The organism is Vibrio sp. 10N.247.310.98, assembly GCF_041467395.1.
In the GTDB taxonomy this organism is placed as follows: Bacteria; Pseudomonadota; Gammaproteobacteria; order Enterobacterales; family Vibrionaceae; genus Vibrio; species Vibrio crassostreae_C.
On sequence record NZ_JBFSUL010000022.1, the window covers coordinates 38,250 to 63,138 of the forward strand.

Genomic DNA, 24,889 nt, shown 5'->3' on the forward strand with positions numbered 1-24,889 from the left:
ATGGTTATCACTTAACTTCTTGATTTAAACCACAGCTTCGCCTTTCGCTTGAATGCCCGCTTCTTGCTTACCGAACTCGTATTCCTGTTTGATCTGGTCTGCGACTTTCTCGGCAATCATAATGGTTGGTGCATTGGTGTTCGCCCCAATCAGTGTCGGCATCACAGAAGCATCAATGACTCTCAAATTATCCAATCCATACACTTTGAGATCTTTATCCACCACAGCTAAAGAATCACTACTAGGTCCCATTTTACAGGTACCCACCGGGTGATACTGTGTGTCTGCACGATTACGAATATCTTGCTCGATAGACTTGTCATCACTGGCGTCTACGGGGTAGAAAGCGTTACCACGGATATCATCAAACGCGGAACTCTCTAACATTTGATACTGCTTCTTCCAGCCCTTAATCATGAGCTCCATGTCTTCAGGATGACTAAAAAACGCAGGATCGATCTTAGGCGGATCATAGGGATCATTGCTATTCAGCGTTACGGTGCCATGGCTCTTCGGTCGCAACAAGGTGACATGAGAGGTAAAGCCATGACTGGTATGAATTTTTCTAGCATGGTCATCTACAACAGCGACCACAAATACAAACTCTAAATCCGGTACAGCGATATGATCTTCGGAACAGAGAAAGCCTATTCCCTCTGCAAAATTACTGCTCATTTTACCGCGGCGTTCTTTGCGCCATAGTGGTAAGGCTTTGGTCATTTCAGAGGCCATTTGCAGCGAGATACCAAAAGTTTCACGCTTTTCACCGCATTTATACGAATGTACTAAGTCGATATGATCTTGAAGGTTCTTGCCCACTCCAGGTAATTCATGAACCTGTTCGATTCCATGTGTCTCTAGTTCAGTTTGAGCACCGACACCAGACAGTAACAGCAATTGGGGAGAACCAAACGCGCCAGCGGAAAGAATCACTTCTTTGTTGCATCGTATCTGATAACGCTTTCCGCTAGAACCATATTCAACACCAATCGCCTTCTTGCCTTCAAACAAAACCTTATGTGTGGTGGCTTTAGTCACGACCGTGAGATTCGATCGTGAAAGGTTTGGCGTTAAGTAAGCCTTGGCAGCACTGCATCGTTCACCATTCAGCTGTGTTACCTGCGTCGGCATCGCCCCAAACTGAGCAGCGCCGTTAATATCCTCATTGCGAGGTACACCTATCGATTCACACGCCGTTAAATAACGTTCCAACATAGGGCTTGGCGATCTAAGATTGGCCACATTAAGAGGACCACCTTGGCCATGGAACTCATCTTGGTGGACTTCGTTGTTTTCTGCTTTCTTAAAGTAAGGCAAACAGGATTCATAGTTCCAGCCAGCATTGCCCAAGCTTTCCCATCTATCGTAGTCATAGCGATGTCCACGAGCGTACATCATGGCATTGATAGAGCTAGAACCGCCAAGTGTCTTACCTCTAGGCTGATAGCCTTTACGACCGTTCAAACCCGGCTGTTCAACCGTTTCGAATGCCCAATTATTGAGTTTGGTTGGCATCATCGCCACCACGCCAACGGGTGTGTGAATGAATGGGCTGGTGTCTTTACCACCCGCTTCTAACAAGCAAACCGTCACATCAGGATCTTCCGACAGCCGAGAAGCCATCACACACCCAGCTGAACCACCGCCAACAATAATAAAATCATAACTATCCATTTGCCATCTCCGCTATTTCTAGTGGGTGTAACTCACGCTTCAAGATTTTTCCGGTTGCTGTCATGGGTAAGGCTTTACGAATGAATACCTTACGCGGGTATTTGTAGTCGGCGAGTTGCTCACGACACCATGCTATCAAGGCGGCACTATCACATTGCGTATGTTCGTGAAGAACCACATGCGCGTGGATCTCCTCGCCTAAATGTTCATGATGCTCGCCTACCACCGCGACCATTTCGACATCGGGGTGACACATCAACACTTCTTCGACTTCACGTGGATAAACGTTGTACCCACCACGAATAATCATGTCTTTAACACGGTCAACAATGAACAAATTGCCATGCTCATCGACGCGACCGATATCTCCCGTTAAGAACCAACCATCACGAATAGATTCAGCTGTCGCCTCTGGCCTTTGATAATAGCCTTTCATCACACTTGGGCTTTTAATGCAGACTTCGCCGAGTTCACCCATAGCGACAGAGTTGCCTTGTATATCAGTAATCTTGATGAGGTGGCCACATAAAGGCTGACCGACACTACCCGATAAACGATCGCCATCAATATGATTAAAGGTCGCAACCGGCGCCGTTTCCGAGAGCCCATAACCTTCTAAGACTGGTAATTCAAAACGAGATTCAAACTGTCGTATAACCTCAAACGGCATAGAAGCACCGCCAGAAACACCTAACCTCAAGCTGTGTTTAACCTGTTCAGAGCGTTTGCTTGTGTTTTCTAAACTATCAGAAGACTCTTCTCCCGCCTTTAATAGCGCGATATACATAGTAGGAACACCCGCAAACAGGCTGACTTTATGGCTAATGATCTGTTCAATAACCAATGACGGTTCAAAACGAGGAATCAACACCATGGTGGACCCTGTTAGCACACTCGCGTTCATCATCACCGTCTGACCGAAGCTATGGAATAAAGGCAGTGTAGCCATTGTGGTGTCGCTGTACTCCAATCTCATTAGATACTGTGACGACATCGCATTGGTTTGCATGTTGGTGTGGGAAAGCTCAGCCCCTTTTGGTTGACCCGTCGTGCCAGAGGTATAAAGGATCACAGCGGTATCATCGCCATGACAAGCCACAGACTCAAAAGGAGTAAAAGGTTGTGCCAACCAATCAGCGATTGATTCATGCTCCTCATTACTTTCTAAAGTAGTGTCTGTGTTTGTTGGGATAGGCATCTCGACAAAGTGTTCACAGTGGTTTGCCTGCTCAAAACCTTGTAAACCATAGCGACCAATGGGAAGCTCTTCACTGCCGTCAAAACATAAATAGGCCTTCGCGTTAGAGTCATTAAGGTGATAAGCGATCTCTCTGGCCTTGAATAGCACGTTCAAAGGCACGACTACACAACCCGCTTTTAGAATCCCGTAATAGGCTATCGGAAAGTAAGTCACGTTCGGGCATGACAACGCTACCTTATTTCCGTTCTGCAACCCAAGTCTTTTCAAGTTAGCAGCCACGTTTCCAGAAAGTTGTTCTAACTGAGAAAAACTGATTTCATCCGATCCCATACGCAGAGCGGCTTTAGTTGGAAAAAGCGAAGCGCTACGCTCCAAATTAACAGCAAGATTGTGCATCCATGATCTCCTTGTGCGGCTTAGACCTGTTTGTGACGGTCACCGTAGACGTTCTAATCGTTGTAATAAGTATCTTTCTTGTCATCACGAGCCTGCACATTGGTGTGTCATGTAGATAAGAGTCGTTATTGAGCAAAATGTTTGAGACGCTCCAATGTGCAGCCCAATAAATTACAACATTTCGATAACATTTCGAACAGGTTTCAAAAAGACAAAAACCGGTGATATTCGGACACAGCCTGCGCTAGCCCAATAAAACCTTGCACACATAAACCAAAATTTGGAACAAGCTTGCGAAAGTGAGAACAAGCAACAGGCGTAAATGTTAAAAGTTCGGTTAAGATATCGATATTCAACAAGAGGCAGCTTATGGAATACACCGCAGTTTACGAACCCGACATGCAAGCATTCGGCATTCTGGATCTTCAGTTGCTGCATCGTTACCTGTCGCCTGTTCTCAGTATCGAAGAGTTGCTCGAAGGCAGTAACATCGATGCTCTCCAACTCAACACACCCGATACACACATCACTTTGGCGCAAAAGCTTGCTGTGTTCAGTAATGCGTTAGCGAATTCCAACGAAGACGGATTGGGGCTTAAAGTTGGCCAACAAGCGAGGTTCAGCGATTTCGGCGTGCTCGGTTATGCGGTGTTTAGCAGCGAAACACTACTCGATGCCTTTTTAATCGGGTTTAAGTATCTGCAACTTGCTGGCCCTGTCCTCAGGAAAACCATGTCTGTAGAAGACAACATTGGTTACTTTCGCGCAGAGCAACTTATCGAACTCGATTCTTTACTGCCCTTTTGTTGTGAATACTGGTTCGCGGCGATACACAGTTTGTGCGAAGAGGTCTTACAGCAGCCCTTTCCTTCTCAAGTGATCCGCTTCCCCTATCCAAAACCTGAATACGGCGATCTATACACAGAGATTTTCCGCTGCCCGGTTGAATTCAATAGTGACCGGCTTGAATGGGAGTTCGACGCAACCACCTTGTATTCATCTCTTCCTACCGCCAACCCCATCACTTTACAGGTGTGCTTAAAATCGTGTGATGACATGTTGGCAAAAGTCAGTGCACCCAGTAGCCTCAAAGAGAAAGTCTCTCAGATGCTGATTGAAAGGCCAGGATGTTACCCTTCTATAGAATCCATTTCTTCAGAACTGGGCATGTCTTCTCGAACTCTGCGTCGTCACCTGAAAGCAGCGGATACGAGCTATCAGAAGATACTGGACCATGTTCGCTTTCACCTTTCCCGGCACTACCTTTCTTCAACTCGAATGAGTATTGAAGAGATATCTGAACGAGTTGGCTTTTCTGATAGCGCTAACTTTCGTCATGCCTTTCGTAAGTGGAGTGGTAACTCGCCACGTCAATACCGTAACGAAACGGTCTAACACTTAAAATCCCACTCAATCCAAATCATAAAAAGACAATCACGCTGCAATCTTTTTCTAAATTAAACCACCAATGAACAACGGCTTAACGACTTTTTGCCCGCATAAAATCTCGCCAAACCACCAAATATCGCAACCGTATTTTAGTTTAGTTGGTCGATAAATTTCTTTTATCTTAACGACCATTTTTATTTGTTTTACCCAATTCAGTTTCTCCCCCATAGTCGCGGAAAATTCATCGTTTCTTTTACTATCAGAGGCTCCTGCATTGGACAACATCCAACCAACAACTCGCATAACTGTTCCTGTTATTGCATTGTCTTTTTACGCGATCGCTTCAGGCTACTTAATGAGTTCATTACCATTAATGCTGTCTGAGTATGGCTTAGACAAAGATCTATCGAGTTGGTTGGCGAGTGCATTCTATGCAGGTCTACTGGCTGGTACATTATTGATTGAACGTGCCATTGCGCGTGTTGGCCACAAAGATGCGTTCGTCATCGCATTGAGTGTGTTCATCGCAACGATCCTTGTATTGCCATTGATCCCACACCAAGCAGTATGGCTACTAGCTCGCTTTGTGGCTGGTGTGGCGGTTGCAGGTATCTTCGTGATTGTAGAGTCTTGGCTAATGAGCGGCGACGAGTCACAACGCGCAAAACGTCTCGCTATCTACATGTGTTCACTGTACGGCGGTTCTGCAGTTGGTCAGCTTGGTATCGGTTACCTAGGTATTACTGGTGGCGTACCTTTCATCGCAATGTTCACCCTTCTGTTTGGTGCGATCATTGTGCTGATGTACGGACAAGCAACTCCACCACAGATCCACGATGCGCAATCTTTGTCTTTAAAGCAGATCAGCAAATTAAGCCACAGCGCGCTAATTGGCTGCATTGTTTCCGGATTAACGCTAGGTGCGATTTACGGCTTGATGCCAGTTGAACTTGCTCAACGTAACATTGCACACGAAGACATTGGTGGTTTGATGGCTTTGGTTATCATGGGTGGTATGGCTGTACAGCCGATGGTGACTTGGTTATCTCACCACGTAGGACAAGTGTTATTAATGGCTTTGTTCTGCCTGCTAGGGGTTGCAAGCATTGGTGTGCTGACTATCAATCACGATTTCTACGTACTAGGCATGAGCTTGTTCGTATTAGGCATGGCCACATTTGCGCTATACCCAATCGCGATTAACTTAGGTTGCCGTAACCTTGACCCAAGCTACTTGGTGTCAGTGACTCAAATCATGCTACTTTGCTACAGCATCGGTTCTGTTGCGGGACCAATCGTTGCAGACAGCTTTATGGATTCACAAGCAGGATTGTTCACTTACCTGTTCGCGTCTCTACTTGCTACAACGATCTACATGTTGATTGCTAGCCTAAAGCGCTCTCACCTACAGATTGCAGGCGAGTAAGCTTAAATAGACAGACACTAGATGCGTGTCATTAGGGCTCCGAGTTCAGACTTTATGTCTAAGCGAAGGGCTCTTTTCAACTCATGCCTATATGTAACCTTCTTCTCCCACACTTCTCATTTCATCGTGCAAGGCTAACCAAGAAGTCGATGGCTCTTTCGATATTGACTGGGTGACAAACCGAAATGCTTTTTGAAACGATGCGAAAAGTTATAAGGATCTTTGTAGCCTAAGCGATTAGCAATCATAGAAACTGACCAATCTTGATATTTCAGTAGACTGGTGGCTTTGTCCATGCGTAATTGAATCAATTTACTGCGTGGTGAGAGGTTGAATAGCGTCTTGGTGACTCTATTGAGTTGCTCTTCACTGATAAACACTCTTTCAGCCATCCCTGCCACTGTCCATGGCTGATGCAGACTACTTTCAATTTCGTTATAGAGCGCTTGAACACGTGCAGTGGTGCTGGTCGACTTAGGCTCAAACCCCGTCAATGTTCGGATAATTTCACTCAAGAGTAACTTACGGTAACTGGCTCTACCGCCTATCTCAAAGTAAACCAAGTTCATTAATGACCAGATCTGCTCACACTCTCCAAAAGGCACAACCCCCTGACCTAAACTTGCAATGTGCTGCCACTGCTTAGTGTCAGGCGTCAACATCCACGCCATTTTCCAATAATTATATTGAGGATCGAGTTCAAAACGAAATGGGGTTTCAGCAGGAAGCACCACGAGTGTATAAGGCGTAATCGCTTTGACCGATGCTGCGGTTGTTAGAATCCCGCCACCTTCCATAGTGAAAATCAACGTATGAACATTAACGGATTCGCGCTCAACCCAGTAGCCATCATATAGCTTCGCCATGCCGCCCATATAGACACCAAAGCTTTTCATCTCTGGAATATCTTCAACGGTCAAAAAACGTTCTTTGCACTGTTCAGCGAGAAAAACATCATCATGCCAAGTTGATTTTGGTCTCATTGAATCAATGACGGATTCGCACAGGTTTTGTTGTTTTTTAAACATGTTGTTACTTCGCTCAAATCACTATAGTTCTGCCATAAATCGGAGAGCTTATGACAACTAACATCAACCCTAACTCATCTATGAATAACAAGCCAGAGAGCATCTTACCTCGTATCGTTAAACTGGGTTTACCTGTTGCTTTACAAAGTGCGCTTGTCGCTATTCTTGCCCTTGCTGACGTATTAATGGTCAGTGATTATGGTATGGAAGCAGCTGCGGCTGTGGGAATTGCATCAAAATGGCACTTCGTTGCTATTATGATTATGGCAGGGTTGGCCTCAGCAAACGGAACATTAGTCGCTCAATACTGGGGAAAGAACGACCGAAAAAGCGCGCGAACGGTATCATCTATCGCAATGGTGTTTGGCTTAAAAGTTCTGCTGCCTGTTACTGCAATCATCACTCTTGGTTCTCAGTTTTTAATGATGTTGCAGACCAGCGATCAAACCGTGATTGAACTTGGCGCGACTTACCTGTGGTATGGATTCCCTGTCCTTCTTCTGACTCACATTGTGGTCGTGGTAGAAGCAAGCATGCGCTAATCAGGTGACACCGTAACACCACTATTGCTTGGTGCGGTCACGATTGCCCTCAACATCGCACTTAACTTCGTACTCATTAAAGGTGCCTTCGGTATTCCAGCGATGGGCGTTGCAGGCGCGGCATTGGCAACCACTTTAGCGCGCTTGATTCAAGTGGGTTTGATGTATGGCTATATGCGCATGCGTAAACACTGGTTGTTAACCACGCCTAGCTCACCACATCGTCCGTCATTATGGTTGTCTTACCGTCGTATTGCTTTGCCACTAACGATGAATGCCGTGTTATGGGCAATGGGTACTATGGCATACCAAATGATCTTCGGTCACATGGGCACAACGGAACTTGCTGTGTTCTCTATGCTCGCGCCTTTTGAGTCGCTGTGTTACTCGATATTCTTTGGTATTTCTGTAGCGTGTTCCGTGTTGCTTGGTAACTCACTCGGTCGTGATGAGTTTGATGACGCTATGAGTATGGGTCTGACGTTCATCAAAGCCGTGGTTGGTTTTAGTGCGGTTGTAGGCTTGCTATTGTTTATGGGTAAAGAGCACGTTCTGTCATGGCTAAACCTGACCAAAGACGCTTTATACCCGCTTGCTTCACCTGCGATGATGATCATGTGCTTTGCGGTCGTGATTCGCATGCTCAACATGGTGATCATTAACGGTATTATTCGTGCTGGTGGTGATAATGCGTTCTGCCTTCGCATGGATTTCATCGCGATGTGGATGGTGGGCATTCCAGTATGTGTTTACGGCGCGTTTGTCGCTGAATGGGACTTTAAATACATCTATGGTCTAATGTTGGTAGAAGAAGTCGTGAAATTGACCATCTGTTCACACCGTTACTTGAGCCGACGCTGGATCAACAACCTAACGGTGACCTACGAAGAGCCTCAAGCGGCGTAAGTTTCAGTTACCTGGCTATATTCAAACTTAGATAAAACGTATCTACATAAAAAAGGTCTGAGAAATCAGACCTTTTGCATTTCTTTAGAAATTACTTTAAAGCGCCACTTACTTCTTGTTCATTCGGATATGGCGGTTCGACACATTCGGCAACGGCTTTTCAGGCACTTTCCGTTTCTCATGAATCAGATGTCGAATCGCTAATATCGGATGCTTAAGTAGCATTCTTGGCCCGGCATAGCGCATCACCAATCGCATTTGCTCTTTCGGGTCTGGTTTATAGCAATGAATCGGACACTTATTACAGGTCGGTTTTGCTTCGCCATAAGGACATCTATCCAGTCGTGTTTCGGCGTAACGCAACAGTTGCTCACACTCCTCACATAACGCGTTATTCTGACGAACTTCACCGTGGTGATCTTTGCAATAGATGTGCACCATCGCAATAACGGTTTTGTACTCCGTTGCGAGCTCACCTTGTAGAATATTGTTATGTTGGAACATGTTTTAATTACCTAATGAGAAACCGTACAGGTTGAGATTAACGCTTTCGCTTATCACATCTTCAACTCGCTCGAACACAAAGCCTAACTTAGTCAGTAGTGTGATACTTCGAATGTTATCAGAGGTAGTGATGGCAACTAAATGATCGATATCAGCATTCTGCTTAGCTTGTTCAATTATCGCCTCCGCGGCTTCTTGGGCAAAGCCTTGACCATAAAACTCAGGAGCAAACCCGTAGCCAATATCATGCGACGCTAAGGTGTCTCTTTTTATTAATCCGCAGATACCAATTGGCGTTGAAGTTTCTTTGATTTCAACCATCAACAAACAGACACCCTTCTCTTCATGCATCTTAAGAATGTTGTTTTCAATGTACTCGACAGCCTTTTCAGTGTCGTTGATTTCCTTATCACCAATGTAACGCAGGAAATCTTCTGAGCTGTATAGTCGTTGAATAAACGCCGCATCTTGAGGTGTGATCATTCTTAATCTTAAACGTTCGGTCTCGACTGACTGCATAGTGATATTTTCCTTGCTGAATACCATGTAAATATTGAGTTCTAGAGCTAAAATGATTATCCTCCACCGCCTAAACTAAATACAAGGCTATGCAGCAATGAACCGTAAGAAAAAAATCAATCAAATTCTAAAAAAGAAGCAGAAACAGGCGAATTCTAAACTGCATAGTAGCAACAAGCCTCGCTACATCTCTAAAGCTGACCGTGCAAAAATGGAAGCTGAAGAACAAGCGAAAGCAGCTCAAGAGCAAGCTGAAGGTTCAGTAGAAGCAACTGTTGAAGCTGAAGAGACAAAAGCTGCAGAGTAAGTTTATACTCTCAGTCCTCTTGTCTGACACTCTTTTCAGAGCCAACAGACAAGAACAAAAAAGCAGCCTCAAATTGGGCTGCTTTTTTGATCCTACCATTTTTAATCGCGCTGGTTAGCCTTTGAATGGCTGCACTTCCCAACGGGCAAACGGTGCTTTTGCGTTGATTCCCGCTCTGCCCCAACGATCAACAGAATCCACTACCAAGATACGCTCATTCGGTACCAATGATTTAATCAAGTTGCTTGGCTTTTTCGCTGTAACTAACCATAGAGCATCATCTTCCGAAAACATCGCTTTGAGTTTGGCTTTGTCTTGAACTGTCCATTCCAGTTCAGCTTTGAATATACGCTCTTCAACAAACAGTTGACTACCTGAAGCGAAATCTTCCAAACTTTCTGAAAGCAACAATACTGAATCTACGTCGTTATCCAATAACACCGCTTGTTGCTTGTTAATCAGTTCACGAACATCAAGCATTACACGCTGTAGGTTGCTATCAATGGTCTCTGCTTGCGCTGGCCACAATAACTTAAAGTCGTCAGCCACAATCGCCGCCATGCGCGTTAAGTTGGTTGGGTTTAGCCATGCGTATTTAGACACATCGCCATTTGATAACGTCAGCGCGGCAACACCTTGAGCACGCGGTGTGATCGCTTGAGCCGCATCCACCTCAACCAAACGGATGTTGCCTTGTCTTGCGTAAACAAAAGTTGGGTCAGCTTGCCAGATGGATGACAACGTTAATGCTACGGTCGCCTTTTCGCCGGATTGAAGGACTTTACTTGCGCCCTTGGTACCAAACCAGTTTGGCAGACGATCAATGCCGTAGCGTTTTGGGGGTAGGTATTCGGTCGTAATGTCGGTGCCTTTGGTCAATTCCGTCGCTAATGCGTAAGTCACAGGCGTACTGGTGAGGATATCCTCTGCATTTACGTTGAACGACACCATTGAGGTACCTAACAACATGCTGCTGACTGCACTCACTTGAGCCGTTACTTTTAGTGAACTTGAAATACGATTCATTAAACAAGTCATGATTACGCCTTTCTTACAATTCGGTATAGCGTTGCTGCTAGGAAAAACGTTGCAGAAACGATGATGATTGAAGCGCCCGATGGCACTGGCAGTTTGAGTTCCATAGGCAACACGGTTCCAACCAAACATGCGATGGTTGCGAGTAATGCCGACAAGAGAACAAAGCTCCCCATACGTTTAGTTAACAATCGAGCGGTCGCACCTGGAATCAACAATAACGCACCCACTAGAACTGCACCTACGATCTTCACGGCCGCAATTGTCACTAAGGTGATCATCATGACAAACAAGTAATCGTAAAAGCTGGTGTTGTAACCACGAACCTTAGCTATATCAGGGCTGATACAAGTCAGGAGAATGCGGTTGAATGTCGGTATCAAGAGCAAGATGATGATCGCGCAACTACCTGCGAGAATCGCTAAGTCTTGGTCTGTTACCGTAAGAATCGAGCCAAACAGTACGTTTTCAAGCATGTGGATATTGATCTTACGAGCAACATACATCAGTAACGCCGCACCCACAGCCAACGCTAGCGCAAGGAAAACACCCACTAAGGTATCGTATGGAACGTTGGTCCTGTTTCTTACAAAGTGAAGAAGCAGAGCGAAGATCATACAGAAGCTAAACAAACCAATAATTGGGTTTTCTGGTGGCTCGCCAAGCAACACACCTATAGCGATACCGGTTAATGCCGCGTGGCCTACCGCTTCAGAGAAGAAAGCCAAACGCTTAGCAATCACCAAAGTACCCAGGCCACCTAGTAACGGGCCCAGTAACAATGCAGCAACCAGTGCATTGACCATGAACGCATACATGAAGCTGTCAGATAACCAACCCGCTTCAACACCACTTACGGCAAGTTGTCGTAGCCAATCCATTACGCAACCTCCTTCGGTTTGTTCATCGCAGCACCACTGCTGTAATGCTGGAATAAGCTTTCAATCTTACTTGGATGTAGTACCTGTTCGTGTGGACCACTATCAACCAAGAATCGATTCACAACATGTACATTGGCTTCAAGGCGACGTACTGCGGTTACATCGTGGTGAACCGCAAGGATCGTGCGACCCTCGTCAACACATTCACGAATCAGCGATTCAAGATAACGAACGCCCTGCTCGTCCATACCCGTGGTTGGTTCATCCAACACCAGTAGACTTGGGTTATCTAATAGCGCTTGGGCAAACAGCACGCGTTGCTGCTCACCACCCGATAACTGTCCCATGCGGCGGTCGCTACGAGTAGCCATACCAACGCGATCTAATTGTGCGAGTGCAAGATCCAATTGCTTAGACTTACGACGCCAAAATAGCGGAATTCGAGTTTGGTTAAGCAACACGAAATCCATGACCGTCAAAGGCAAGCTCGATTCGAAGGTCGCTTTTTGTGGAACATAACCGATACTTGGCTTTTCTGGCCAATGAATATTGATTTGCCCAGAGAAAGGCGTCAAACCAAGAACAGAGCGTAGCAGAGAGGTTTTACCACCGCCGTTTGGCCCCATGATTACATGGCACTCACCCGCTTTAAGTTCTAGTGAGATATCGTCAAGAATGACGTTGTTGTCATATTGCAGACCGAGTTGATTGATTGAAATCGATGGACCTAACATTATGCGTTCCCGCTTTTAGCTTGGTTCGCCGCCGCAAATTTCATTGCTTCGATTAATGTCTCGAGATTCTTCTGCATCTCAACTTCGACTTTGTCGTCTTCATATTCGCCATGCGTCATGTGAGAGAAACGGTAAAGCTGAACACCCGTTTCCGCTTCAATCGTGTCAACAAAACGGTTTGGCATGTTTAGCTCGTAGAACAACACGTCAATGCCCGATGCGCGGATCTTTTCGATCGTTTCTTGCAACTGGCTCGCACTTGGTTCAACACCGTGTGCAGGCTCAATCACCGCCGCAACATCCACACCAAATTCTTGAAGGATGTAGCCATACGCATTGTGCGTGGTCGCCACCTTCATACCTGAAGTATCTAACTCACCTAATGACAACATCGCATCGCGCTTCATAAAGCGAAATTGCTTTGCGTATTTACGTGCATTCTTACGATAAAAAGCCGCGTTGTCAGGGTCGAGCTTAGAGACCTCACTCGCGATGGTGTAAACCTTTTGAATTGTTGTCGAAAGCCCAACAAAGGTATGTGGGTTAACGGCACCTTGACCAACAGACTGACCAAGAGCAGGAAGTAGAGGCACTTCTTTGTTTGCTTCGATCACGACTAAGTCATCACGTTGCGCTGCTGAAATCACTTTAAGCGCAAAGTCATCGTGACCAATACCGTTTACTACGATTGCATCCATTTGGCTCAATCGTTTTAAATCATTGGGTTGTGGTAAGTAGTTATGTGGGTTGAAACCTGCGTCAACCAAAGGAAGAATGTTCACTTTGTCACCTACCACGGCTTTCACGTAGCTGTAGTAAGGTTGAAGTGTGATACCAATCGTCAGCTTGTTGCTGTCGATCTTATATTCTTTTGCCAATGCATTGGGTGCCATGAACACCGCTAATAACGACATGAACAGAGTCATAATTCGCATAGTAATTCTCTTATTATTAGTGAGCATCGCTTTCATGATGCTGTTCAATTTCTGATTCGTTCACGACCATTTTCCAACCCGTAGACTCTAGCGTGTGTTGGTCAAAAGTAGCGGGCTGTTTCGCTACACCGCCCAAGAAGATCCAGATTTCAGGAGAAACGCTGTTCGCATTTAAAATAAAGGAATCCGCAAAACCATGATCGGTAGGCGTAGCTTGTTCACTTGGAGTAGAAAAGTAATAACCACGCTCGTCCAGTACCCAAGCATGAGAACCTTTGCGCTTCCAACTCTGATCTTCTACAAACGGGGCAACCCATTCATCTTTAAGTGATGCAACACTCGGCCATTCACCATCTGAGTCCATGCGCAGGTCACGGATTTCTTCATGCGCTAAACGCAGCTCTGATAGCATCGCCAAGTTTTCTTGTTCAACATCAGTCACTAGAATTTGATGATCAAGCACTGCTTTAACGTGGGATTCAGCCTGATGAAATGGGATTGCGACAGTTGCAAAGCAAAGGATGAACACAATGATCAGTCCTACCCATTTGCCCTCTCTGCCGCCCGTATCAGCACGTACGCTTTGAATCATCATTTTTCACTGATCTCTACAACATCAACTTCAACTGGAAACTCATGACCTGAATCGAACACAAGGTAGAACTCAGTGTCAGGATGTGGGAATTCAACGATAGAACGTTTATCTGTCATCTCTTTTGCAATCAAGTTGTCTTCGTAATCGTACATCTCAACTGCGTAATCAATCGCTTTGCTGCCATCCGAATAACCCGCTTCACAAGCAACAGTCTTACCTTCAAACCAGCAGCTCATCAGTGGAAAGTGTGCTTGCGCAGGTAATGCAGCGAAACCAAGTCCCAATGCTAAGCAAGGAGTCATTAAAGCGTTAAGTTTTGTTTTTATTGTCATGGTTCGTACCCTAGCCACAGTGCAAATTCTCAGAAGTAAACTGAGCGATAAAGGGCTCAAATGAGCCCTTAAGTTTTTTTGATTCTTAATCAGGGATCTAGCCCCAATATCACAGACTATTGAAGCAGCGCTTCGAACGTTAGGTGAACGTTCGCGCTTGCTTTGTCTGCCAGTGGGTTGTCAATCAACTCACCTTTGTAGTTCGCTTTCATTACGTAACGACCTGCTACGTCTGGAGTAAACGTGATTTCACCGTTCTCATCACTCACCACATCAATCTGCTCTTGGTGGTTGCGGTAAAGCGTACCTTCACGAGTAATCTCCGCTTTCACGTCTTTCTGGATTTCACCGTTGTAGAAGAACTGGAATGTCACAGGTTCGCCTTCAACGATATCTGAAGGGTGTGTCACAGGCTTCATTTCTAGAAGCTTGCCTTCAATTTTGAACACTGAATCCGTTGGCTTACCTACCGTGATGTAGCTTTCTGCACGAGTGAAGCCGATCTGCGTTACCACGTCACGTGATTTTTCAGGTAGAACTGAGTCACGCTCAGCTTTGTTTGCTTTAATCCACTTCACCGTGTCACGGCGACCCGCTTTGTATTGCGTGTAGTAAGACGGCTGGTTGTTGATCGCCACTTTGTGTGTACCTTCTTCTTCAAAATAGAAGTCGAAGATTGAACGACGCTTGCCACGAATAACGAAGTTAGGACGCTCGCTGCGGCCATCTGGCATGATGACATGAGCATTTTCGCTGCCAGCAGGCTTATCAAAAACAAACGTACCGTGAGACGCAGTAACATCGAACGTTAGCCAATCACCACCTTCTTTAGATACAGTAAAGTGAGATGGCAAAATCCAACGTGGGTGAGCTTGTGCCGTTGTCGTTGCTGCTAGGCCGAATGCCATCACACCCGCTAGAGCAAGTGCTTTGATTTTTGTCTGTTTCATCATGTTCAATTCCATTATTCATAATTGTTAGCCGTGTCGCTCTATCTGAGCCTACGATGACCACTGTCTATTCTGTTCAGCTTGGTTTTAGTTCGTACTTACTAGTTACTGTTCGCACTTACTATTTAGCGATGTAGTTCAGGGTGATTTCACCCGTCTCTTCCGTTGCTTTTAATTCGTAAGATATGTTTGAATCTGCGAGTGATACTTTTTGGCGAAGGTAATTACGGCCACCGTGTTCACGAACCACTTCGATATGAACCGTGTACTCGCCTTGTTCTAACGTTTCACCGCTGTCGCTCTTACCATCCCACACGAAACGGTACTGGCCAGCAGGACGTGTTGCAGACGTCACAGCATCAACCAGTTCACGATCGTAACGGCCAACCTTTCTCCACCAGCTGCGCAGATCCTTAAGCCATTCGTCTTTACCGACCCAAAGCTCGATGGTTTTCACTGACTTTCGTTCGCTATTCTCTACCCACACCGCCACATAAGGACGTGCATACATAGAGGTATCAATCTTTGGAAGCTCAAAGCTGACATCCAGTTTTGCCGTATCAGGAATCGCTTGTGCCATACCTAGGCTTGGCAAAAGAGATAAAGCAAGAAGCGCCTTGCTCCAGTTCATTTTTTTCATTTTTAACAACCTTTTAAATCCGTTTAACCTTAAGTTCGCTCTTCAATCCGATTCATCAATCGAATCAAGCGTTAAGGCACGGCGACAAAATAGATAACCAATGAGATTGCAGACCCAAACACCGTCCATTTGATGGAAGTATTAAGCGTCTTTTTCTTAGGTAACAGTAAGCACACGCCAGTAAGCACAAAGAAGATCATCAATAGCGCAGTGATATCGATAAACCATTTCCATACTTCACCGCTGTTACGACCTTTATGCAGATCGTTCAACAATGCGATAACGCCGTAATTAGTGGTTTCGACTTCTACAAACTCAGACGTAACGTCAACAAAAACGGAAGCGTTGTAGCCGGGTCCTTTGAAGTCCATAGATACCTCACCGATGAGCAACTCACCATCTTCAATCTCTGCATAGATGTCCAAACCAGAAGGAACGCCGGAGAGGTTGGCTTCTTCGAACAGAAACGTTTCAAAGGCTGTCTCGTCAGCTTTTAAACGTCCGTCTTGAACCGTAAATAAACTTGTAGGAAGCGTTAGCGTAGAGCGTTGGATATTGGGTTGGCTTGATTCAAATAACTCAGGTCGGTTCAGGGTGATACCGGTTACTGAGAAAAAAAGAACCACGAACAGAAGCGCCATAGAAATATAAACATGAAGTCGACGAGCCCATGACTGAACCGCCCTACTTTTTAACGACATACAAACCAATACCTATAAATTTTATGGCGACAATTTAGTTGATAATCATTCGTATTGGCATTCAATTTACATTGTTTACGTTTGCCGAGTGGCGTAAGGAAATTTACATAACATTACATGGGAAGTAATCGAACTGTATGCATATTCTTGCTAACGTGTACTAAAGGGATTTGATTCGTTTTATTAGAGGTTATTGATAACAGGGTCAAAGCTCAAAAAAGCTCAATCTCAACATGCTTGATTGAGATGGGTTTAAGGTAACAGTCGTAGCTTTAAGGATAGAAAGTTGGGACTATTTGATCACTGGTTTGATGATAGCTAATGAAGCTTAAAAGGATTTGAAATGCGTATTTTTGTTTTGGCTTTTGCTGCGCTAGTGACGGCGTGCACCAGCCAAATAATCAGCACGGAAGAACATATTCAAGAATACATCGGTTCAGACATAACCGATGTACAAGAACGTTATCTCACCGAACGGTCACGCCCTATCAGTTTTTGGGCGTCTCGAAACTATGCTTGGATTGAAACCAAGAAACCGTTAGACAATGGTTATACAGTGCATGCCTTCAAAAACCCTTACCGTGATTGCACTATTAACTGGGTTGCTGATACCAGTGGCGTAATCCAAAGTGCGACGTCCCGCGGTACGATGTGCGAGCCTTAACTGACGTACTGGAACGATAAAGTTCAAAAAGCTTTAACCGCCAAAAATTAAAAAGGGTGTCATTTGAACCATCAAATGACACCCTTTTCTATTTACTACTTTCTCTTGTCTTCTTTTGCGTTAACAGCAGTTAGACGTTGCCGTTATCACTAACCGTTCTTAGCTGAGTCAGATATTTAATCCAACCTTTTGCTTCAGAAGAAGGCTCAATGTTGTTCGCACGTTTCGCTTGAGCAAGAGCATTATCAAGATTCTTTAGCTTGTACCATGAACGTACTTTCGCTAAAGCAACATCAGCTTGCTTGTTCTTGTCTTTCACTTTATCCAAAACAACCAGAGCACGATCGTAGTAACCTTGTTGAACCAGTAACTGAGCCACATTCCAATGATATTGCGTGTCTTTTCTAGACGCTAACGTCCACACTTCAATAGCACTGTCCCACTCTTTCGCTAACTGCCAGTAGGTTGCTTGCTCAGCCAGAAGTTGAACATCGCTGTTCGCATCATCTAACTTACTAATTTCTTGTGCTGCGCGCTCTGGAATGCCACGTTTCGCGTAAAGCTGCGCTAACAAGCGGCGATCTGAGTTCTTCAGCTCAACACCTTGTAGATCAGCCAGTGCTAACGTGTTCAATGCATCACGATTACGATCTAACCTAAGTTGAATACCAACCAGTTGACGCCACCAGTTATCTTTCTCGGGTTGAAGTTCAATCAAGCTTTCCAGTGTAGGAATCGACTGTTTCCACTGCTTTAACTGAAGCTGTGCGCCCAGTTTTAGCGATAGAGGTGATAACTCTGGTTTTGAATTGAACTTGTCGTGATTACCGATGGCCACTAGGACTTTCGACCAGTTTTCAATTTGGTATTCAGCTTGTGCAATTCGCATCCAAAGCGTGTCTTTCTTTTCCTTTTCAGGCGCTGTTTTCACTAACTCGTAGTAGTGCGGAAGCGCGTTTTTAAACTGCTGATCGTTCAACAACAAATCAGCCAGCATACGCTTCGTTATCCAAGCTTGCTCATCGACTAACAAATTCGTATCGACGGCATAAGTGAGCTGCTTAATCGCCGCGTCAGTTTTGCCATCTTGCCAGTAAAAAACACCTAGCATACGAGCTACGTACGCTTTGTCGTAGCCCTTAGAAAGCTCTAAACCTGCTAGTACGTCAATGGCCTGTTTAACCTGTTCATCTTGAGCAAGCTTATGCGCCTTTTGAACACGAATAGCAGTATATTGGGTTAGCTCTTGTGCCTGTGTTGTAAGGGGCATTAACAACAAGCCCACTAATATCCATATATGTTTCATCATTTTGCCAACTTAAACTCTAGTTTCACGGTTTGACCAACCTGAGCTATCGCTTTTCCATCGACGACTTTCGGTTGATATTTCCATTTTTTAAGTGCTCTCATCGCTTCACGTTCAAACATACGACGTGGGTTTGCGTCAGTGACTTGAATGTCAATTGGACGTCCCGTTTCATCGATAGTAAAAGACATAATCACATGGCCTTCAGCTCCACGCTTAAGCGCTTTCGCTGGATAACGAGGCTCTACTCGATACAAAGGCATTGCTTGTTGGTTTGACCCAAAATCAGAGAATGTCGGTGCGTTAATCGCTAAGCCATCAATGGATGTGTTCAAATCCAATGAAGGCAAAGAAGACATCGAATTCAGAGGCGTAACTTCAGCTTGTGACTGAGACGTTTGCGCTTCCGGTGGCGGCTCTGGCATTTCTGGTTTTTCAGGGACTGCACGTTGTCTTCTTTGAACTTCTTGTTCTTGTTCCACCATTACCATGTTGAAACTTAACGTCTCGCTATCGTCTGGTGAACGTTGGTGGCCATTATCGACCATCCAAGCCATGAAAGAAAACAGCGCTAAGCCCAACGCGCCCGCTAGCGGTAAAGCAAGAAATAGGCGAATCATTTATGAAGATCCTCCAAGATCATCGCTTATCAGCAGCAAGCGCAATGTTTTTAACACCTGCACCTTTCGCGGCATCCATCACTTTAACAACAGTACCGTTGTAAGCGTGTTCATCCGCTTGAATAACCAAAGAAGCATCAGGTTGTTCTAGCAACAAGTGCTCTAACGTCGCTTGGACACGTTCAACATCTACGACACGCTTGTCGATGAAAATGTCGTTTGCAGAAGTAATCGCAACAAAGATGCCTGCATCCTTTTGGCTTACTACGTTAGAAGCTTGTGGGCGATTGACTTCCACCCCTGACTCACGAACAAATGAACTGGTCACAATAAAGAAAATAAGCATGATAAAGACAATATCAAGCATCGAAGTAAGGTCTATTTGAGCCTCTTCGTTTTTAGAATGACGTCGACCGAGTCTCATCGTTGACTCCTTAAAGATTTTTCTAATTTCAATTCTAAGCGGTTACATACTTTCGCTAAGCGAGCGTGAACGAACATGCCCGCTAACGCTGCAACCATGCCTGCCATGGTTGGCAGTGTTGCTAACGAGATACCTGAAGCCATCAATTTAGGGTCACTGCTGCCTTGTGTCGCCATAACATCAAAAACAGAGATCATACCGGTTACAGTGCCTAGCAAGCCCAACATCGGGCAAATAGCGACTAACAGCTTAATAAAATTCAAGTTTTGGTTAAGCAAGATACTCGCTTGCCCTAACCAACCTTCACGAATGGCTTTGGCATGCCAAGAAGAGTGATCTTCTCTTTCATGCCATTTCGCTATCCAAGCTTGGCGTTGCTTAGGAAAATAGAACGCAAGATAAAGCACACGTTCTACCACAAGCACCCAATACACTAGGACGACAGCCGCTAGCCACCACAGGACGAAACCGCCCTGCTCCATAAAGCTTGATAAAGACAGCAGCCAGTCACTCGTTAACCAACTCGCTGGTAATAGAGAACCCGACAAAATATCCATTACGCAGCAGTCCCAACTGGTGAAACAACAGCGTTTGATTCAAAGGTCTTTTCAGCCTGCTCAGCAACAAGACCAATACCTTGCTTCTCAAGAATATTGCGAATGTTTTCTGCTTGAGTGCTAAGAATGTTGTGTGCCAGTAGAAGAGGCATTGCCGCAACCAGACCAAGTACCGTAGTTACAAGCGCCATCGAGATACCACCAGCCATAACTTTAGGGTCGCCATTACCAAACTGAGTGATCACTTGGAATGTTTCGATCATGCCGGTTACTGTACCTAAAAGGCCCAACATTGGTGCTAGTGCCGCCAATAGCTTAAGCATCGATAGACCTTTCTCTAGGTGAGTCTGCTCATCAACTACCGCTTCTAAAAGTCGCAACTCTAACGCTTCAACCGTTTGGTTTTGTTCCTTGTTGTACATCGCAAGAACACGACCTAGTGGGTTATCACCCGCTTGCTCAGGGTTCTTAAGTTGCGCGCGAATTTTCTGGCGTGCGATAGCAAGAGAGACACCACGAACTAATGCGATGATTAGACCAATAGCTAGTAGGCCAAGAATCACTTTACCAACCACACCACCCGCTTGTAGACGGTCAGTTAAACTTGGCGTAAGTGCTAATTGCTCTAGCATAAACCCGCGAGAAGGATCGACAACCACGTTAGATACTTCACCATTCGCTAACGAAGAAAGTGACGCTAACGTTGGACCATTTTGTGGTTGCTTAAGGTAAGCGATCGCATCTTCACGCTGAGTGTTCCAGCTAACATAGCCTTGCTCTGTCACAAGACCAATCGAACCTAGTCGGTAAGCGTCAACCTTGTTTGTATTGCCTTCACCATTAATGAATGCAATTTGAGATTTGCTAAGCTCAGAACTCGCTTGGATCTGTTCAACCATGCTCATCCACAAACCGGTCAGCTGTGGCATTGAAGGCAGTGATTTAGCATCAATGATTTGATCAACAGTTGCAGTGTGTTCAGCACGATCAACACTATTCACGGTTGAGCTAAGCTCTGCGCCGAGTTCTTTTGCGTTTTGACGAACGACACCGAACAGCTCGCCTAAGCTACCGGTTTCTAAACGCAGCTTCTCTTCAAAGCGAGCAAGCTTGTTTTCGTTATCACTGAACGTTTGAGTCAGAACATCTGTCGCACCTTGGATAGACGTACGCTTCGCTTCAAGCTGAGCTTTGATCGCTTTCAGTTCTTGTTCTGTCTTTTTGAAATCAGCTTCACGCACTACGTTGTGAGAAGCTTGAGTTCGACTCTCTGATTTTGCTTTATTAACTAGCTGAGCCGTCGTATCTGATGCAGAGAAAGCTGAAAATGAAAGTGATGTAATGCAAAGCAATGCTGCTAATGGCTTTAAGTTCATTACTTAACCTCCGCAACAGTTAAAGAAACAGGTAAAGTAATTAGGCTTGGCGCCGCTTGTTGGCTTGCAATGTCGTAAGCTTTATCTAGCTCAGATTTCATTGAAGAATCTAGCTCTTGCCACTGATTTTGTGTTTGATTCCAAGACCAATATTGGCTGCCATTTAGGTTACGAGCCACCAAAGAGATACGACCTAGGTGCAACACGTCAGCTTCAATCGTTCTGTCGTTGCTCAATGCAACGCGGCCTTGGTAAGCACCGAGCTTGATGCCGTAGTCCATCTCGATTTGGTAAGCTTCCAGGATACGACGATACTTCTCAGCATCACTCACATCAGCACGAGTCATCATTGCTTGTAGCTTTTCTACTCTTTCTAGACGCTGTTCTTTCTTAATCGGCACGTCTTTCTCTACCAACTGTTCAAGACCATCGATCATTTGATACATCAATGGCACAACACCTTGGCGTGTGTATTTGATTTCTTCGATCTGCTCTTCAATGCTTTGAGCTTCTTGGTTTTGGCTCTCAACTAATGCAGCAAGGTGATCGTGATAGATTTCTAGGTTTTTAACTTCTTCTTGCAGACGCTCAATCTCAGCTTGCAGCATTAAAGTCGCTTGTGAGCTTTTATCAATAACCTTTTGGCTCGAAGCCGACGCGTTATTGGTCTTGTTTTGAATTGATTGAGCTTGATCCAAGCTGTTTGCCATAGAAGACGTTGCAACCAAACTGATGGCAAGCGCTAGGCTAGTTTTTAAAAGATTCATAATTGTAGTCATTTACTATAGAAGAAGGTCAAATACATTTTATTGATAAATACTATTATTGATAAGCACTCTCATTATCATTAAAAGTCACTCGCATTACTAGGGATATTTTACTGAATAGCAGAATCACGAAAGGAGAAAGCCGAAACTTTCCCCTTAGTATTTAGGCTAACAATAGTACCCTATTAACAAATTAGTATTTTACCTGTAAAGTCGCCATGTAGTTACGGCCTTCGCCGATTACTACGTCTTCAGCAAATTGGTGGTTTGAAGATGTTGAACCGCCACCCGCTAGGTATTCTTTATCAAATACGTTCTCGACTGTTAGACGCGCTACGAAATCAAGAGAATCGTCGTACTTAAGCGTGTATGCAGCACCCATATCTACACGTGCGTAGCCGTCTTTCTTGAATGTGTTCGCGCTATCGCCGTAACGAGAACCTTCGTAGATAAGACCCAGGTTCACATCAACTTCGTTTGTTGCTGCATAGGTAGACCAAACGCTTGCTGCAAACTCAGGTACGTCTACTGGACGGTTACCTTCATATGTTTCATGGTTCGTGATTTCAGCATCTAAGTACATTGCAGAACCAGACATTGAGAAGCGCTCTGAAATAAAGCCTTGTGCGGCTAGCTCAGCACCACGGTGAACTTGTTCGCCACCTTGTGTCTTCGTCCAATCGCCTGATGAAGTGTCTTCTACATCCATTGAAATGTTTTCTTGGGTAATATCGAATACCGCACCAGAAACGAATAGACGTTCGTCCATCAGTTCCCACTTAGTACCGACTTCGTAAGACACGCCCGTTGCTGCGTCAAGAAGTTCGCCATCGTTGGTGTAGTTGCGGCTTCCGCTCGACACAACACCTTGTGGTTCGAAACTTTCAGAGTAAGAAGCGTAGATACTACCGTTTGATGCTGGGTGGTAAATCAGGCCAAGCTTAGGCGCTACATTTTCTTCTGCTACGCCATCACTTACTTTCCGGTCGAAACGAGCACCCGCAAGAACTTGCCATTCATCATTAATAGTAATCAAATCTTGGATGTAGAAGCCCCAAGTATCGTAAGTACTCATCTTACCTAGCGATGTTGGACCCACTGACGGCGCTGGTACTGTTGCATCTGGTACGTATTCAGCGCTGCTGAAGCGATCCATACCACGGTAATAGCTGTAGCCTAACCAGTTAGCACCGAATAATAGTTGGTGCTCTGTGCCCGCAAGATCAGCGGTTGTTGTTAGATCAACGTAAGCCGTTCTGAAACGCCATTTATCATGACGGTAGTTACCGCCTTGAGTCACGGTGCCCGTACCATCAGGATTCATATTTGAAAAGCTTGGGTAGCTTTCCATATCAATACGTTCGAAATCTTGGTAGTTGAAACCTGTTTTTAATGACCATGTATCAGTCAGGTTAGCAGCAATATCAAAACCAACGTTCTCAACATCATTCTCGATCTGTGACCACTGTGCATCCCAGATGTGCTTGTCGCTACCTACTCGGTTGCCGTCTAGCGTGTATAAAGCGCCAGAATCTACGCTACCTTCGTCGTTAGTTTTGTCGTAATGAACAGAAACTGTCACGTCTTCAGTTACATCGTAATCAACGAATACACCACCAACAAAACGTTCTGTTTGTGGTTCAGTTCCGTCACCATAAGTTCTCCAAGAGCCGTAGCTTTCTTTAGATAGAATCGCGCGACCACGTAGAGTTTCAGCGTCGTTCAAAGCGCCACTTACGTCTACCGTTGTACGAGAATGGTCATTAGAACCAATATCTTGGCTAACACTTACTTGCGTATCGTAAGTTGGCTTTTTGCTTACCATGTTGATCAAACCACCTGGTGCAGAAATACCGTAAAGAAGACCAGAAGGTCCTTTTAGTACTTCAACACGCTCTAGCAGTTCGATTGGTTGACGGTAGTGAGACCAATGTTGCTGGCCATTTTTAAGGAAGCCCGAAGAGCTTTCTACCGAGAAACCACGTAGAGAGAAACGTTCACGGTTACGGCTTGTACCGCCAGCACTTACACTCGCGTCATTCTTAAGCACGTCACCAAGCGTTGTTGCACGCTGTTCATCGATGATTTGCTCATCGATTACTGAAACTTGTCCCGGAGTCTCTAATTGAGTCGCCTCCATGCGCATTGCTGTTGTGTTCGTGTCGGCTTTATAACCGTAGTCACGACCTTCAACAACCATATGCTCGTCTGTTTTTACTGTTTCTGCCAATACTGCTGGTGAAGCTAATACTGCGCCGATCACTAAAGCCAATGGGCTCTTTGAAAACATGTCCTTTACTCCGCTTTTATTCTTTTAGACGAACACTTTGTTATTTATTCGATGTGTTCGCTGAACCGTTGCCGGTACCACTGAATTATTTCGGGAGTAAATATAAGTGATAACTATTACCATTTGCATTAAATTTACATTCTTTGCATTCTTTGCATTCGTAAAGTTTTGTAAAGGCCTGTCGGTGAGT

General features: G+C 45.0%; 26 protein-coding genes and 1 pseudogene. 5 read left to right on the forward strand and 22 right to left on the reverse strand.

Annotated elements, in window-relative coordinates; translation table 11 throughout:
• Positions 1–24 precede the first annotated feature (24 nt).
• Together AB6E78_RS11050 and AB6E78_RS11055 are read right to left on the reverse strand one after the other, a co-directional pair.
• Positions 25–1,674 carry a GMC family oxidoreductase gene (locus AB6E78_RS11050; RefSeq protein ID WP_372133439.1) on the reverse strand — a complete coding sequence of 550 codons (1,650 nt, stop codon included), beginning with the start codon at positions 1,672–1,674 and terminating at the stop codon, positions 25–27.
• Positions 1,667–3,271 (reverse strand): long-chain fatty acid--CoA ligase, encoded by a 1,605-nt coding sequence (locus AB6E78_RS11055; RefSeq protein ID WP_372133442.1) that lies wholly within the window; start codon positions 3,269–3,271, stop codon positions 1,667–1,669. Before AB6E78_RS11055 ends, AB6E78_RS11050 begins: the two co-directional genes overlap by 8 nt.
• Before the next feature lie 369 nt (positions 3,272–3,640).
• Between AB6E78_RS11055 and AB6E78_RS11060 the strand changes: the two genes are divergently transcribed.
• Positions 3,641–4,666, forward strand: coding sequence for an AraC family transcriptional regulator (locus AB6E78_RS11060; RefSeq protein WP_372133445.1), 1,026 nt, complete (start codon positions 3,641–3,643; stop codon positions 4,664–4,666).
• A 57-nt stretch (positions 4,667–4,723) separates the two neighbouring features.
• Here AB6E78_RS11060 and AB6E78_RS11065 read toward each other — a convergent pair whose 3' ends face one another.
• A complete protein-coding gene (locus AB6E78_RS11065) occupies positions 4,724–4,963 on the reverse strand; it encodes a hypothetical protein (protein ID WP_017060129.1) in 240 nt (79 codons plus the stop codon).
• Between AB6E78_RS11065 and AB6E78_RS11070 the strand changes: the two genes are divergently transcribed.
• Positions 4,935–6,086, forward strand: coding sequence for an MFS transporter (locus AB6E78_RS11070; protein ID WP_029235229.1), 1,152 nt, complete (start codon positions 4,935–4,937; stop codon positions 6,084–6,086). The genes AB6E78_RS11065 and AB6E78_RS11070 overlap by 29 nt on opposite strands.
• A gap of 134 nt (positions 6,087–6,220) precedes the next feature.
• Here the strand turns inward: AB6E78_RS11070 and AB6E78_RS11075 are convergent, their stop codons facing one another.
• Complete coding sequence (locus AB6E78_RS11075; protein WP_372133448.1) at positions 6,221–7,114, reverse strand: helix-turn-helix transcriptional regulator; 894 nt, start codon at positions 7,112–7,114, stop codon at positions 6,221–6,223.
• Positions 7,115–7,164: 50 nt separating this feature from the next.
• Between AB6E78_RS11075 and AB6E78_RS11080 the strand changes: the two are divergent.
• Positions 7,165–8,562: pseudogene (locus AB6E78_RS11080) on the forward strand (MATE family efflux transporter).
• A gap of 108 nt (positions 8,563–8,670) precedes the next feature.
• Here AB6E78_RS11080 and AB6E78_RS11085 read toward each other — a convergent pair.
• Positions 8,671–9,066 (reverse strand): nitrous oxide-stimulated promoter family protein, encoded by a 396-nt coding sequence (locus tag AB6E78_RS11085; protein WP_017060975.1) that lies wholly within the window; start codon positions 9,064–9,066, stop codon positions 8,671–8,673.
• Positions 9,067–9,069: 3 nt separating this feature from the next.
• A complete protein-coding gene (locus AB6E78_RS11090; protein WP_017067858.1) occupies positions 9,070–9,585 on the reverse strand; it encodes a GNAT family N-acetyltransferase in 516 nt (171 codons plus the stop codon).
• A 97-nt stretch (positions 9,586–9,682) separates the two neighbouring features.
• On the opposite strand from AB6E78_RS11090, the gene AB6E78_RS11095 reads away from it, so the two are divergent.
• Complete coding sequence (locus AB6E78_RS11095) at positions 9,683–9,892, forward strand: DUF2986 domain-containing protein (protein WP_017060973.1); 210 nt, start codon at positions 9,683–9,685, stop codon at positions 9,890–9,892.
• Positions 9,893–10,006: 114 nt separating this feature from the next.
• Here the strand turns inward: AB6E78_RS11095 and AB6E78_RS11100 are convergent, their stop codons facing one another.
• The 9 genes from AB6E78_RS11100 to AB6E78_RS11140 form a co-directional block, all read right to left on the reverse strand.
• A complete protein-coding gene (locus AB6E78_RS11100; protein WP_372133451.1) occupies positions 10,007–10,930 on the reverse strand; it encodes an ABC transporter substrate-binding protein in 924 nt (307 codons plus the stop codon).
• Positions 10,931–10,932: 2 nt separating this feature from the next.
• Positions 10,933–11,808, reverse strand: coding sequence for a metal ABC transporter permease (locus AB6E78_RS11105; RefSeq protein WP_136974576.1), 876 nt, complete (start codon positions 11,806–11,808; stop codon positions 10,933–10,935).
• Positions 11,808–12,542, reverse strand: coding sequence for a metal ABC transporter ATP-binding protein (locus tag AB6E78_RS11110; protein ID WP_017067855.1), 735 nt, complete (start codon positions 12,540–12,542; stop codon positions 11,808–11,810). The genes AB6E78_RS11105 and AB6E78_RS11110 overlap by 1 nt, the downstream gene beginning before the upstream one ends.
• Positions 12,542–13,477 carry a metal ABC transporter solute-binding protein, Zn/Mn family gene (locus AB6E78_RS11115; protein ID WP_104216034.1) on the reverse strand — a complete coding sequence of 312 codons (936 nt, stop codon included), beginning with the start codon at positions 13,475–13,477 and terminating at the stop codon, positions 12,542–12,544. Before AB6E78_RS11115 ends, AB6E78_RS11110 begins: the two co-directional genes overlap by 1 nt.
• A 16-nt stretch (positions 13,478–13,493) precedes the next feature.
• On the reverse strand, positions 13,494–14,072 hold the full coding sequence (locus tag AB6E78_RS11120) for a DUF6162 family protein (RefSeq protein ID WP_029235381.1): 579 nt from the start codon (positions 14,070–14,072) through the stop codon (positions 13,494–13,496).
• On the reverse strand, positions 14,069–14,404 hold the full coding sequence (locus AB6E78_RS11125; protein WP_017062543.1) for a hypothetical protein: 336 nt from the start codon (positions 14,402–14,404) through the stop codon (positions 14,069–14,071). The genes AB6E78_RS11120 and AB6E78_RS11125 overlap by 4 nt, the downstream gene beginning before the upstream one ends.
• Before the next feature lie 116 nt (positions 14,405–14,520).
• Positions 14,521–15,357 carry a DUF4198 domain-containing protein gene (locus AB6E78_RS11130; protein WP_136981836.1) on the reverse strand — a complete coding sequence of 279 codons (837 nt, stop codon included), beginning with the start codon at positions 15,355–15,357 and terminating at the stop codon, positions 14,521–14,523.
• A 118-nt stretch (positions 15,358–15,475) separates the two neighbouring features.
• Positions 15,476–15,994, reverse strand: a complete 519-nt coding sequence (locus tag AB6E78_RS11135) for a DUF2271 domain-containing protein (protein WP_017062545.1) — start codon at positions 15,992–15,994, stop codon at positions 15,476–15,478.
• A 71-nt stretch (positions 15,995–16,065) separates the two neighbouring features.
• A complete protein-coding gene (locus AB6E78_RS11140) occupies positions 16,066–16,695 on the reverse strand; it encodes a PepSY-associated TM helix domain-containing protein (RefSeq protein ID WP_017062546.1) in 630 nt (209 codons plus the stop codon).
• 343 nt (positions 16,696–17,038) lie between these two features.
• On the opposite strand from AB6E78_RS11140, the gene AB6E78_RS11145 reads away from it, so the two are divergent.
• The gene (locus AB6E78_RS11145; protein WP_017062547.1) at positions 17,039–17,359 is read left to right on the forward strand and encodes a hypothetical protein; all 321 of its coding nucleotides are present in this window, start codon (positions 17,039–17,041) and stop codon (positions 17,357–17,359) included.
• A gap of 130 nt (positions 17,360–17,489) precedes the next feature.
• Here the strand turns inward: AB6E78_RS11145 and AB6E78_RS11150 are convergent, their stop codons facing one another.
• The 7 genes from AB6E78_RS11150 to AB6E78_RS11180 all read right to left on the reverse strand — a co-directional run bounded on the left by AB6E78_RS11150 (position 17,490) and on the right by AB6E78_RS11180 (position 24,699).
• Positions 17,490–18,668 (reverse strand): tetratricopeptide repeat protein, encoded by a 1,179-nt coding sequence (locus AB6E78_RS11150; RefSeq protein ID WP_372133455.1) that lies wholly within the window; start codon positions 18,666–18,668, stop codon positions 17,490–17,492.
• Positions 18,665–19,285 (reverse strand): energy transducer TonB, encoded by a 621-nt coding sequence (locus AB6E78_RS11155; protein WP_008219721.1) that lies wholly within the window; start codon positions 19,283–19,285, stop codon positions 18,665–18,667. The genes AB6E78_RS11150 and AB6E78_RS11155 overlap by 4 nt, the downstream gene beginning before the upstream one ends.
• A gap of 19 nt (positions 19,286–19,304) precedes the next feature.
• Positions 19,305–19,709 carry a biopolymer transporter ExbD gene (locus AB6E78_RS11160; RefSeq protein WP_004739212.1) on the reverse strand — a complete coding sequence of 135 codons (405 nt, stop codon included), beginning with the start codon at positions 19,707–19,709 and terminating at the stop codon, positions 19,305–19,307.
• The gene (locus AB6E78_RS11165; protein ID WP_010429842.1) at positions 19,706–20,266 is read right to left on the reverse strand and encodes a MotA/TolQ/ExbB proton channel family protein; all 561 of its coding nucleotides are present in this window, start codon (positions 20,264–20,266) and stop codon (positions 19,706–19,708) included. The genes AB6E78_RS11160 and AB6E78_RS11165 overlap by 4 nt, the downstream gene beginning before the upstream one ends.
• The gene (locus AB6E78_RS11170; protein ID WP_372111494.1) at positions 20,266–21,642 is read right to left on the reverse strand and encodes a MotA/TolQ/ExbB proton channel family protein; all 1,377 of its coding nucleotides are present in this window, start codon (positions 21,640–21,642) and stop codon (positions 20,266–20,268) included. Before AB6E78_RS11170 ends, AB6E78_RS11165 begins: the two co-directional genes overlap by 1 nt.
• The gene (locus AB6E78_RS11175; RefSeq protein WP_017062550.1) at positions 21,642–22,409 is read right to left on the reverse strand and encodes a DUF3450 domain-containing protein; all 768 of its coding nucleotides are present in this window, start codon (positions 22,407–22,409) and stop codon (positions 21,642–21,644) included. The genes AB6E78_RS11170 and AB6E78_RS11175 overlap by 1 nt, the downstream gene beginning before the upstream one ends.
• 193 nt (positions 22,410–22,602) lie before the next feature.
• The gene (locus AB6E78_RS11180; RefSeq protein ID WP_372133458.1) at positions 22,603–24,699 is read right to left on the reverse strand and encodes a TonB-dependent siderophore receptor; all 2,097 of its coding nucleotides are present in this window, start codon (positions 24,697–24,699) and stop codon (positions 22,603–22,605) included.
• Positions 24,700–24,889: the final 190 nt, after the last annotated feature.